Annotated in this window: 7 protein-coding genes and 2 pseudogenes; 4 read left to right on the top strand and 5 right to left on the bottom strand. The window is 76.1% G+C overall.

Going from position 1 to position 11,982, the window contains the following annotated elements; all coding sequences use genetic code 11:
- The first annotated feature begins 234 nt into the window (after nt 1-234).
- Nucleotides 235-471 carry a MarR family winged helix-turn-helix transcriptional regulator gene (locus LUW75_RS16880; RefSeq protein WP_349816429.1) on the top strand — a complete coding sequence of 79 codons (237 nt, stop codon included), beginning with the start codon at nt 235-237 and terminating at the stop codon, nt 469-471.
- Between the two features lie 96 nt (nt 472-567).
- Here the strand turns inward: LUW75_RS16880 and LUW75_RS16875 are convergent, their stop codons facing one another.
- The 3 genes and pseudogenes from LUW75_RS16875 to LUW75_RS25000 all read right to left on the bottom strand — a co-directional run bounded on the left by LUW75_RS16875 (nt 568) and on the right by LUW75_RS25000 (nt 3,227).
- Nucleotides 568-801 carry a hypothetical protein gene (locus LUW75_RS16875; RefSeq protein ID WP_250336349.1) on the bottom strand — a complete coding sequence of 78 codons (234 nt, stop codon included), beginning with the start codon at nt 799-801 and terminating at the stop codon, nt 568-570.
- A gap of 20 nt (nt 802-821) precedes the next feature.
- Entirely contained in the window at nt 822-2,915 is a 2,094-nt protein-coding gene (malQ, locus tag LUW75_RS16870; protein ID WP_250336348.1) for a 4-alpha-glucanotransferase, read from the bottom strand.
- 25 nt (nt 2,916-2,940) lie between these two features.
- Nucleotides 2,941-3,227 (bottom strand): annotated as a pseudogene (locus LUW75_RS25000) (hypothetical protein).
- 301 nt (nt 3,228-3,528) lie between these two features.
- Here LUW75_RS25000 and LUW75_RS16865 point away from each other — a divergent pair.
- Nucleotides 3,529-6,495: a beta-N-acetylglucosaminidase domain-containing protein gene (locus tag LUW75_RS16865; RefSeq protein ID WP_250336347.1), complete on the top strand. Its 2,967-nt coding sequence runs from the start codon at nt 3,529-3,531 to the stop codon at nt 6,493-6,495.
- Nucleotides 6,496-6,598: 103 nt separating this feature from the next.
- Here the strand turns inward: LUW75_RS16865 and LUW75_RS16860 are convergent, their stop codons facing one another.
- Nucleotides 6,599-7,135: an HNH endonuclease gene (locus LUW75_RS16860; protein WP_250336346.1), complete on the bottom strand. Its 537-nt coding sequence runs from the start codon at nt 7,133-7,135 to the stop codon at nt 6,599-6,601.
- Between the two features lie 216 nt (nt 7,136-7,351).
- Between LUW75_RS16860 and LUW75_RS16855 the strand changes: the two are divergent.
- A pseudogene (locus LUW75_RS16855) lies at nt 7,352-8,484 on the top strand (mechanosensitive ion channel family protein).
- 453 nt (nt 8,485-8,937) lie between these two features.
- Here LUW75_RS16855 and LUW75_RS24365 read toward each other — a convergent pair.
- A complete protein-coding gene (locus LUW75_RS24365) occupies nt 8,938-10,917 on the bottom strand; it encodes an RHS repeat-associated core domain-containing protein (RefSeq protein ID WP_284453843.1) in 1,980 nt (659 codons plus the stop codon).
- Nucleotides 10,918-11,692: 775 nt separating this feature from the next.
- Between LUW75_RS24365 and LUW75_RS16840 the strand changes: the two genes are divergently transcribed.
- On the top strand, nt 11,693-11,971 hold the full coding sequence (locus LUW75_RS16840) for a hypothetical protein (RefSeq protein ID WP_250336345.1): 279 nt from the start codon (nt 11,693-11,695) through the stop codon (nt 11,969-11,971).
- Nucleotides 11,972-11,982: the final 11 nt, after the last annotated feature.

Here is an 11,982-nt window from a genome sequence, read left to right as displayed (position 1 = left end):
CCTCCCCACCGGTGCGCTACGGCCGGCCGCCCGCGGCACCGCCCCGGTGGGCGGGAGCCCCTCCGCGGCGAGCGGTGCGCGCGACCGACGAGGCGGGCCCCGCCGCCACCCCGACCCGGGGGGCGAGGCCCACGGGCCTTCGGGACCTCACGCGGCGGGTTCGACGTCCTGGCGACGCTGCGCCGCTCCGGCGAGCCGTGCGCGCCGTCGCCGGGCCGGCTCCCGGCGACGCTGGTGCCGACCTCGGACGGGATGGCGGGCCGGCTGGAGGAGCCGGAGCGGGCCGGGCTGCTCGGCGGGAGCCGCGACCCGCACGACCGGCGGGCGCCGCGGGTGACCCTCAGCGGACGGGGCTGGCGGATCCTGGCGGAGGCCGTGCGGCGGGAGGCGCTGGAGGGGGCCCTGGACGGGCGGGAGGCGGAGCGGCTCTCCGGACTGCTGCGGAAGCCGCTCAACGCGACGGGCGCCTGAGCGGCGCACCGCGGGCCGTCCCCTACGGGGGCGGCGGGGCGCCGCGCGCCGGGGAGGTTCCCCGGCACGCGGCGCCCCGGCGGAGCGGGGGTGGTGTCAGGCCCGCTTCTTGGAGCGGTCCATCACCATGACGAGGCCGGCGATGACCGCGAAGAGCACGATCGGCGCGACCACGAACAGGCCGAGCGTCTCCACGACGCTCAGGCCGGAGGAGCCCGGGTCGTCGCCGTCGTCGCGCACCAGCGCGAACGCGGGGGACGACATGAGCAGCATCATCAGCGTCGTACCGGTCGCGACGGCACCGGCGCGCAGGGCGTTCTTCTTGTCCACGGAGCAAACGTAGCGAACGCCTAACCGCGCCGCGCGTCCGGGGGTGCCGTAGGGTCCCCGGACGACCCCAGCGCGGCCATCAGCGCGTGCAGCCGGGGCGAGGCGGCGAGCTCCTCCAGGGTGACCGGGCGGCCGTCCGCGCCGGCCATCGGCAACCGCCAGTTCGGGTACTGGTCCGAGGTGCCCGGGAGGTTCTGCGGGCGCCGGTCCCCCACCGCGTCGGGCAGCCACACGCCGGTCATCCGGGCGGGGGTGCGGCGCAGGAACCGGTACACGGCCAGGACCTCCGCCTCCTCGTCCCGCCCGGCGCCGCGCGGGAGCAGGTCCAGTTCCCGCAGGTACGCCAGCCACTCGGCGACGTCCCCGGCGTCCTCGGCCCGCTCCTCCTCCAGGGGCCGGGCCAGCAGCCCCAGCCGGTGGCGCAGCTCCACGTGCTCGCCGCTCAGCCGGGCGGCGGTGGGCGGCAGGTCGTGCGTGGTGGCCGTGGCCACGCAGTCGGCGCGCCACCGCCCGGGCGGCAGCGGGCGCCGGGTGCCCTCCCAGTCCCGCTCGAACCACAGCACCGAGGTGCCGAGCACGCCCCGGTGCCGCAGCGCGTCCCGCACGCCCGGCTCGACCGTGCCGAGGTCCTCGCCGATCACGGCGGCGCCGGCGCGGTGGGCCTCCAGGACGAGGACGGCGAGCATCGCGTCGGCGTCGTAGCGGACGTACGTGCCCCGCGTCGGCGGCAGCCCGGCGGGCACCCACCAGAGCCGGAACAGGCCCATCACGTGGTCGATCCGCAGGGCGCCCGCGTGCCGGAACAGGGAGCGCAGCAGGGAGCGGTACGGGGCGTAGCCGGACGCGGCCAGGACGTCGGGTCGCCACGGGGGCAGCCCCCAGTCCTGGCCGCGCGCGTTGAACGCGTCCGGCGGCGCGCCCACCGACACGCCGCGCGCGTACACCCCGGCGTGCGCCCAGGCGTCGGCGCCGTCCGGGTGCACGCCGACCGCCAGGTCGTGGACGATCCCGACGGCCATGCCGGCCTCGCGGGCGGTCCGCGCGGCGGCGGCCAGCTGCTCGTCGGTCAGCCACGCGGCCAGGCGGTGGAAGGCGAGGCGGTCCTCCAGCCCGGCGCGGGCCCGCGCGGTGGCCGCCGACCGGGGGTCGTCCAGGCCGGCGGGCCACCGGGTGCGGTCGGTGCCGTACCGCTCGGCCAGCGCGCACCAGGTGGCGTGGTCCTCCAGCGCCCGCCCCCGGGCGGCGCGGAAGGCGTCGAACGCGGCCCGGCGACCGGGGCCGAGCGGGACGGCGGCGAGGACCTCCAGGGCACGCCGCTTGAGGACCCACACCGCGTCCCGGTCGATCAGCTCGCCCTTGCGCAGGACCCCCTCGCGCAGCTCCCCGGCGCGCCCGGCGAGCGCGTCGAGTTCGGCGCGGGCGGTCCCGGAGGCGTACGCGAACTCGGGGACGTCCTCGATCCGCAGGTGCACCGGGTCGGGGAAGCGGCGCGAGGAGGGGCGGTACGGGGACGGGTCGGTGGGCGTGCCGGGCACCGCCGCGTGCAGGGGGTTGACCTGCACGAACCCCGAACCGAGCGCGCGGCCCGCCCAGTCGGCGAGCTCCCGCAGGTCACCGAGGTCGCCCATGCCCCAGGAGCGGGCGGACAGCAGCGAGTACAGCTGCACCAGCACGCCGTGGCAGGGCGCGGAGGGCCGGGGCACGCGCGCGGGGGCGACGACGAGGGCGGCTCGGGCGGCGCGCCCGTCGGGGGCGTGCGCCTCCAGAGCGTGCACGCCCGTCGGGAGCCGCGCCCACGGCACGGGCGACCCGGCGGTGCCGCCGTCCTCCAGGGCGATGCGCAGGGACGTGCCCGCGGGGAGGGCGGCGAGCGGCCGGGGGAGGGCCGGCTCGCCGCCCTGCCACACCACGACCGTGGGCGGGAGCAGCCGCGCCGCCCCCGCCTCCTCCGCGGCGGCGAGCGACGCGGTGAGCGCCGCCTCGGTGGTCGCGTCCACGTCCAGGGCGCCGAGGACGGCGACCACGGTCGCGTCGGGCACCGGGACCGTGACCCCCGGGGACGGGGAGTACGCGGTGGCGACTCCGTGCAGCGCGGCGAGCCGGGCGAGGGTCATGCGGCCTCCTGGGCGCTTCGGGCTTCTACGGGCGGGGCGACGCCGGTCCGCGGGCCGTGCCGCGCGAGGCCGGTTCGCTGGTCAGGGGCACGGCGTCGACCGGCGGCGGTTCGCTGGTCAGGGGGGCGGTGCCGGCCAGCGGCGGTTCGCTGGTCAGGGGGCGGTGCCGGCCAGCGGCGGTTCGCTGGTCAGGGGGCGCGGAGCGGGCCGGGAAGGGGGCCGGCGACGAGGCCGGGCGGCCGTCCCGGCACCCGCCCGGGGGAGCCGGGGAGCGGGGGCCGCGGGGAGCGGCGGCCGGGGGGACTCGGCCATGGTGGCCTCCCTGTACGGGGTGACGGCGGGCCCCGGGAGCCCTACCCACCGCCCGCCCGCCCATCCGTGCGGCGTGGTACCGCTCACGTCCCGTGCGGGGGCCGGGTGCGGGGCGGTTCCGCCCGGGTCCGTCGACTCGGTGTGCAAATACGACACATCGGCCACGCACATTGACACCTTCGTCAGGGGGTGGTGGGCTCGGAGCCCGTCAGCGGGACGACCTGTCCGACGACCCGTCAGAACAGCGGTACGGCCACCGCAAAGCTACCCGCAGGACCACGCAGGACGAGGGGAGACGCGCGTGCAGTTCCGTCAGCTCGCGCAGTTCGGCCGCGGCAGGGGCACCGCGACCGCCGTCGCGGTCGCGGTGATCGGCGGCCTGCTCGGCGCGGCGCCGGGCGCGGCGGCCGCGCCCGGCGGCCCCGGCGCCCCCGCCGCGGCGGTGCCCGGGCGGGGTGCCGCGCAGCCGCCCGCGCTGTGGCCGCGTCCGCAGTCGGTGCGGGCCGCGGGCGGCCCCGTACGGCTGGGCGACGAGGTGGCGCTCGCGGTGGCCCCGGACGCCGACCCGTACGCCGTGGCCGCCCTCGAGGACGTGCTGCGGGGGGCCGGCGTGCGGCAGGTGCGCCGCGTCGGCCCGGACGGCGCGGCCGGGGTGCGCGGAGCGGTGGTGTGGCTGGGCGGGGTCGGCGCGCAGAACGCGCTGCGCGCCCTGCGTGCTCCCGAACGCGCCGACCTGCCGCCCGGCGGCTACCGGCTCGCGACCGGTAGCCACCTGGGCCGGCCCACGGTCGCCGCGGACGGCGCGGGCGCGGACGGGCTGTTCCACGCCGTGCAGACCCTCCGGCAGCTGGTCACCCCGGCCCGCACCCTCCCCGGCGTCCTCGTCCGGGACTGGCCGGGCACGGCCGTGCGCGGCCTGGCGGAGGGCTTCTACGGCCGCCCCTGGAGCCACCGGCAGCGGCTCTCCCAGCTGGACTTCATGGGCCGCACCAAGCAGAACCGGTACCTGTACGCACCCGGCGACGACCCCTACCGGCAGGCGCAGTGGCGCGAGCCGTACCCGGCGGCGCAGCGCGCCGAGTTCCGGCAGCTCGCCGAGCGGGCCCGGCGCAACCACGTCACGCTGGCGTGGGCGGTGGCGCCCGCCCAGTCGATGTGCCTGGCCTCCGAGGACGACGTCAGGGCGCTGAAGCGCAAGGCCGACGCCATGTACGCGCTCGGCGTGCGGGCGTTCCAGCTGCAGTTCCAGGACTCCGCGTACGACGAGTGGCACTGCTCGCGGGACGCGGAGGCGTTCGGCAGCGGGCCCGGCGCGGCCGCCCGGGCGCACGCGCGCGTGGCGAGCGAGCTGTCCCGGCACCTCGCCGGCCGCCACCCGGACGCCGAGCCGCTGTCGCTGATGCCGACCGAGTACTACCAGGACGGGGCGACGGAGTACCGGACCGCGCTCGCCGAGGCGCTCGACGCGCGCGTGCAGGTGGCGTGGACGGGCGTGGGCGCCGTACCCCGCACGATCAGCGGCGGCGACCTGGCCGAGGCCCGCGGCGCGTTCCGGCACCCGCTGGTCACCATGGACAACTACCCGGTGAGCGACTACGCGCAGGACCGCCTCTTCCTCGGCCCGTACACCGGCCGGGAGCCGGCCGTCGCGGCCGGCTCGGCGGCACTGCTGGCCAACGCCATGGTGCAGGCGTCCGCCTCCCGCATCCCCGTCTTCACCGCCGCCGACTTCGCCTGGAACCCGCGCGGTTACCGTCCCCGGGAGTCCTGGCGGGCGGCGCTCGACGACCTGGCGGGCGGCGACCCGAGGGCCCGCGAGGCACTGGGCGCGCTGGCCGGCAACGACGCCTCGTCGCTGCTGGACCCGCACGGCGAGTCGGCGTACCTGCGCCCGCTGCTGGCCGGGTTCTGGCGGACGCGCACGGCGGCGGGCGTCCCGGCCGCCGTCCGCGACGGGGCGGCGCGGCGGCTGCGCGCGGCGTTCACCGTGATGCGCGGCGCGCCCGAGGCGCTGACCGCGCCCGCGGAGGGCCGCCTCGACGACGAGGTGCGGCCCTGGCTGGAGCAGCTCTCCCGGTACGGCCGGGCCGGCGAGGCCGCCGTGGACATGCTCCAGGCGCAGGCCCGGGGCGACGGCGCGGCCGCCTGGCGGGCCCAGCTGGAGCTGGAGCCGCTGCGCCGGTCCCTGGCCGCGGGCCCCGTGAAGGTCGGCACCGGCGTCCTGGACCCGTTCCTGAAGCGGGCGCTCGACGAGGCCGCCGCGTGGACGGGCGCCGCCCGACGGGTCGGCGAGCCGTCCCGCACCGACACCTCGTACACCGTGGAACTGGGGCGGGCGCGCCCCGTGGAGGCGGTCACCGCGATGGCGGAACCGGGCTCCGGCGGGGGCGCCGTGGAGGTGCGCGTGCCGGGCGGGGGCTGGCGGCGGCTGGGCGCGCTGGCGCCCACCGGCTGGACGCAGACCCGCGTGGGCGGGCTCCGCGTGGACGCCGTCCGGGTGAACTGGGCGGGGGGCGCCGAGGTGCCGGTGCGGTCCCTGGTGCCGTGGTTCGCCGACGAGCCGCGCGTCAGTCTGGACCTGCCGCGCCCCGAGGCCGACGCGGTGATCGGCGGCGGCCCCCAGCGGGTGGAGGCGGTGCTGGCCGCCCGGCGGCCGGAGGCGGTGCGCGGGGCGTTCGCGGCGAAGGCGCCGAAGGGCATCGTGGTGGACGTGCCGAAGGAGGCGACGGTGCCGCGCGGCGTGGCCGCCGAAGTCCCCGTCACGGTCACCGTCCCCGAGGGCACCCCGGCCGGCTCGTACCCGGTGCCGCTGTCCTTCGCGGGCGAGCAGCGCACCCTGACGGTCCGTGCGTACCCGGCGGCCGGCGGTCCGGACCTGGTCCGCGCCCCCGGCGCGGCCGCCTCGTCCTCCGGCGACGAGACGCCGGACTTCCCGGCGTCGGCGGCGGCCGACGGCGACCCGGGAACCCGCTGGTCGTCGCCGGCGCGGGACGACGCGTGGTGGCAGGTCGAACTGGCCGGGCCGGCGCGGGTGGGGCAGGTGGTCCTCCACTGGCAGGACGCGTACGCGCGGCGGTACCGCGTGGAGGTCTCCCCGGACGGCCGCTCCTGGCGCACGGCGGCGACGGTCGGCGACGGCCGGGGCGGCCGCGAGACGGTCCGCATGGACGCCCCGGGCACCCGCTTCCTGCGCGTGCGGGGCGAGGAGCGGGCGACGGGGTACGGGTACTCCCTGTTCGGCGTGGAGGCGTACGCGGTCGCGGAGTGAGGGAAGCCCCCGGCGCCGCGGCGCCCTCCGCTCTCCGAGCGGGCCGGCCGCCCCGCTCGGGGAGGACCGGTCCGGGCGCGGCGGCCGCGGCGGGGTCCGGGCGTCAGGCGGAGACGCCGTCGATCCGGGCCAGGACGTCGTCCGCGCCGTACGGCTGCAGGTAGGGCAGCCAGCGCGGATCCCTGTGCCCCGTGCCGATGATGCGCCAGGCGAGCCCGGTGGGCGGCGCGGGCGGCTGGTGCAGCCGCCAGCCCAGCTCGCGCAGGTGCCGGTCGGCCTTGACGTGGTTGCAGCGGCGGCACGCCGCCACCACGTTGTCCCAGGCGTGCTTGCCGCCGCGGCTGCGCGGGACGACGTGGTCGACGCTGGTGGCGACGGCACCGCAGTACATGCAGCGCCCGCCGTCGCGGGCGAAGAGCGCCTTGCGGGTCAGGGGAACGGGCCCCCGGTAGGGGACCCGTACGAACCGCTTCAGCCGCACCACGCTGGGGGCGGCGATCGCTCGGGTCGCGCTGTGCATGAGGGCGCCGGACTCCTCGAGGCACACGGCCTTGTTCTCGAGGACGAGTACGAGCGCGCGGCGGAGCGGTACGACGCCGAGGGGCTCGTACGACGCGTTGAGGACCAGGACGTGCGGCACGCGTGCCTCCTTGTACGCCGGCGGCGCGTGGCTCGCGCCGGGACGATCTGCTCTCAGTCTCTCCTCATGCAAGGTCGGAGCGCCACCACATGGGGATAACGGGACGGAGGTGTTTTCCACCACAGGGTGGTCATCCCCACATGAGAGAAGGCTCTCCCCCGAACACGGCGACGAACCCCAGGGCTCCCCCCGTTTAATGGAAGCGACCCGCCCGTGATGCCAGGAGGTCCCCCCGTGCTGTGGTCGGCTCCCCCCGCTGTCCCCTCGACCGACTCCGCCCCCTCCCCTTCCGTGGCCCCCGTGTCCCTGGACGAGGCCGCCCGCCAGGCCGGGGAGGCCGCGGGCTGGGTGGAGCAGAACTGGGCCACGTGGGTCAGCACCGGCCTGCGCATCCTGCTGATCATCGCCATCGCGTGCACCCTCCGCTTCCTGGTCCGGCGGGCGCTGACGAAGCTGATCGACCGGATGAACCGCAGCGTCCAGGCCGTGGAGGGCACGACCCTGGGCGGGCTGCTGGTGAACGCGGAGCGGCGCCGCCAGCGGTCGGAGGCGATCGGCTCGGTCATGCGTTCGGTGGCGTCGTTCCTGATCATGGGCACGGCGGCGCTGATGGTCCTGAGCGCCTTCCAGATCAACCTGGCGCCGCTGCTGGCCTCGGCCGGTGTGGCCGGTGTGGCGATCGGCTTCGGCGCCCGAAACCTCGTGACGGACTTCCTGTCGGGCGTCTTCATGATCCTGGAGGACCAGTACGGCGTCGGTGACTCGATCGACGCGGGCGTGGCGTCCGGCGAGGTCATCGAGGTGGGCCTGCGGGTGACGAAGCTGCGCGGTGTGGACGGCGAGATCTGGTACGTCCGCAACGGCGAGATCAAGCGGATCGGCAACCTCAGCCAGGGCTGGGCGACGGCCGCCGTGGACGTGACGGTCCGCCCGACGGAGGACCTCGACGCGCTGCGGAGGCTCATCGAGGGCGTGGCGGAGGAGATGGCCGCGGAGGAGCCCTGGAACGAGCGCCTGTGGAGCCCGATCGAGGTGCTGGGCCTGACCGAGGTCATGATCGACTCGATGACGCTGCGGGTCTCGGCGAAGACGATGCCGGGCAAGGCGCTGAGCGTGGAGCGGGAGATCCGCTGGCGCGTCAAGCGCGCCTTCGACGCGGCGGGCGTCCGCATCGTGGGCGGCGTCCCGCTGCCCGCGGAGGACGCCCCGGCCCCCGATCCGGCCGCCGCCGTGGCCGCCCCGTCCGCCTTCGCCTCCCCGACGACCCCCAGTCGGTGGCCGCGGCCCCGCTCCAGCAGCCCCCGTCGATACCCCAGCCGTCAGCGGGCCCGAACCTCTCGAAGGGCTGACGCCGTACGAACCCGAAGGCGCCCCGCACCGATCGGTGCGGGGCGCCTTCGAACATCCGGCACGGATCACTGCGGGGGCGGGCTGCGCCGACGCCCCCTCCTTGCGTACCGCCTTGGAGAGCGCTCGGGTGAACTCGTATTGATGAGAACTCATGGAGTTCTCGTCCAGGATGTAGCGGACGGCGGGGCTGCCGAAGTAGCCGCACAGCCTCCTGCGCGTCCGGCGACCACGTCCACGCGTCCCCCACCAGATCACTCACGCACAGTCAACCAGCCTGAACCCAAAGCGTTTCGGATCAATAGGCAAAATTACGGATCAGCCCGTATGCGACTGGACCAACCGGATCATCCTCTGGTGCCAGGGTGTTGTGCACTTCCTCGCCACCGCAACGTGTCAGGAGCCCTGCACCTACACGCTGCAGGCCGGAGCCGGAGCCGCTGCCACCGCTACCGCTACCGCCGCCACCGTTGGTGGAACCGCCACCGCCGCCCCAATCGACGTTCGACATGTTCTTTTCCAGCGCTTCGGACCCCTCGGGGCACGTCTTGCCGGGGATGCAGGTGAAGCCGCTGCTCAAGCCTGTCGGGTCGGACAAGGGGGTTGTTCTCCACGTAGGAGTACCCGTTCATGGACTGGTGCTTCCCCAACTCCAGCTTCGGGTCCACACTCAGGAACCGCGCAATCACGGGGTCGTATTCGCGGGCGCCGATGTGAGTGAGGCCCGTGGTCTTGTCCTCCGGCTTACCAAGGAAGGACTTGTCGTCCGGCCAGGTGGGGGCCGTCGGGCCGCGCTGGGCGCCGAAGGGGGTCGTGTAGCGCCTGGTGACCGCCATGGTCGTGGCGTCGAGGGCGAGGGTGCCCGTGCCGTGGTGGTCGGCGGCCAGGTGGCTGAGCTTGCCGCCGGTGACTCCCGCCGTCGTGGTGCGGACCGCGATCGTCTTGCCCGCCGCCGTGTGGTAGCGGGTACCGGACAGGGTCTTCGCGGTGCCCTTCGTGGTGAGGCGGACCTCCGTGGAGCCGAGGTAGAGGATCGTGTCGCCGTCGCCCGCGGCACGACGGACGAGCAGTTCGCCCGAGGCGTCGTACAGGTAGCTGGTGCCCAGGGCGGGCTTGGTGCCGACCGCCGGTTCGGTCGTGCCGACGAGCTTGCCCTCGCTGTTCCAGGTCAGCGTCTGCTGGACCTGGGTGCCGGGGCGGCTGGTGGTGTTGCCCGCCTTGTCGTAGGCGTACGTGGCGTTCTTCGCGCCGGTCGTCCTGGCCGGCGGGTGCGGCTGGCCCGTCGTGGTGCCGTAGGCGTACGTGGTGGTCTTGTCGCCCGTGGCCGTGTGCTCGGTCTCCGTGGCGCGCTGACCGGCCGCGTTGTAGGTGTAGCTGTGCCAGTACGGCGCGGCGCCGTCGATGTTGGCCGTGGTGCGGCCGGTGGTGGCGCAGTCGGCTGTCCCGGGCGTCCAGGCCTCGCTGAGGCGGCGGTGGCCGTCGTAGGCGAAGCACTGGTAGTCGGCCTTCGAGGTGCCGCCCTGGGTGGTGGCGTCGAAGAGGGAGGTGACGTTGCCCGCGTCGTCCTGGGTGTACTGAAGATCCTGCGGCATGTGGGAGTGCGCCGTGTCGGTGACGTACGAGCGGGTCAGTCGACGGGTGCCGGTCTCGTAGTCGTAGTTGACGTAGGCCTTTTTCGCCGTCTCGGCCGAACTGGTGCCCGGGGTGAGTTGGCGCACGTCGCCCTGCGGGGAGTACGCGGCTCCCAGGAGGTAGCCGGTGCCGCTGGCCACCTTCGTCTCCTGGCCCAGTTCGCCACGCGTGATGGTGACGGTCTCCGAGTCGAGTCCCGCCACAGCGGGCATCGTCGAGCTCAGGACGGAGCCGTCCAGACCGTAGGTGGTGGAAGAGGACAGCGTCGCCGGCACACCGGCGGCGACGAGCGGCTCACCGGCCGGAAGGACCGTCTGGCTGTCGGTGGGCTGGTACAGGGCGTTGTAACCGGTGACCTTCTGGGTGTACGCCTTGCTGGTGGTCTGGTTGACGCCGTTCTCGTAGCGGACCGAGCTGTCCGGGTGGCCCTTGGCAAGGAGGTCGTACGTCCAAGCGGCGAGCTTGCCGGCGTCCGTCTTCGCCCCGTCCCACAGGCCGGTCTTCCGGCCGAGGGCGTCGTACTCGGTCACCGGGGTCTTGCCTCGGGCGTCGGTGGCGCTGACCGCCTGGTCGAGTTCGTCGTAGACCGTGGTGGCGGTGCCCTTGTCCGGGTCGGTCGCGCTGGTCTGGCGGCCGAACAGGTCGTAGGAGCAGCTCCGCTTGGCCTGGTCCGGTGACCGCGGCCTGGCGGCCGCCGGGAGGTAGGTGTACGTGGTGGCGGCCGGGCCCTCGGGCCGGGGGCCGCCGTACTCCCGACGTTCCGTGGTCTGCCCTGCCGCGGGAGCGGGCGTCCCGTGCGGCACCGCGTGTGGTGGTGGCGGCGCCGGTGCCGGGCGCGGCGTTGCCGGGCCTCGACGACGTGGGGGCGCACGAGGCGGCCGGGGAGGCGCTCAGGGTGTGGTTCACGCCGGCGCTGGAACCCATGGGGGAGGAACGGTGTTGTCCGGGCAGGGGATCGAATGAGGGTGCGGAGCGGACGCCGGGTACGAGAACAAGATCCAGTCAAGACCGTGTCGCCGCCGTTCCCCTGCGGCCATACTGCTGACCGGGCCGCCGCCTTCCGAGGAGACCGGGAGCGGGCGGGCCGGCGCTGGAGACCGGGGGAGGTCACGTGTCAGACGCGCGGAACGCACCACTCGCGACGGCGGGCGCCCCGTCGTCTCCGGGCCCGCCGTCCGCGCCACCACCGGGCGGCCCTGCGGACGCGCTCCCGTGGAAGGGCGTGCCCGCGTCGGCGGGCCCCGCCCCGGCCGCGGGCACGTCGGGCCGGACCGCCTGCGGGGACCGGGCCCCCTCGGCGCCGGGCACGGCCCGGGCCGGTCCGCGGACACCGCCCCGCGGGGCCGGCGGGACGCGGTGCAGGAGCGCCCGGTGGGCGCGGCCGGTCCGGGTGCGGGCCGCCCGGGCCGCGACGACGGCGGCGCTGTGGCTCGCGGGCGCCCACGCGGTCGCGCGGACCGGGCTCGCTGAGGCACGGGAGCGCAGGGGCACGGGGACACGGGCAGGATTCGCTCAAGGTGCTGAACGGGGCGCGGATCGGCCCCCGGAAGGCCCGCGCGAACGGGAACCTGACCCCCCGTGGCACGAGGCGCGGCACTCGCCGACGACGGCAGGAGCGACAGGTACGCGACGGAGTACGCCACGGCCGTGGCCGGTCCCGACCGGGCCCTCACACGGGCGTGGCGCACGGACCGGGCGGGCGGCCGCGACGGTGTGCTGCGACAGGTCACGGGCGGCGAGGCGTCGACGGGCGCCGCGTTCGACCGGGTCGACCGGGCGCTGCGGAAGGCGGTCGACCACGAGCAGGATGAATTCGTCCGGGCGGCCGGGCGCGCCCGGGACGCCTGGCGGGTGTGAACCGCAGGCTC

Source organism: Streptomyces sp. MRC013, from assembly GCF_023614235.1.
Classification (GTDB): Bacteria; Actinomycetota; Actinomycetes; order Streptomycetales; family Streptomycetaceae; genus Streptomyces.
The sequence above is the reverse complement of the archived record's forward strand: the minus strand, read 5'-3'. Positions and strand labels throughout refer to the sequence as shown.

What these genes read in the sequence shown, in the direction of transcription:
- malQ (WP_250336348.1), bottom strand. Translation starts at nt 2,915, where the DNA reads ATGACCCTCGCCCGGCTCGCCGCGCTGCACGGAGTCGCCACCGCGTAC.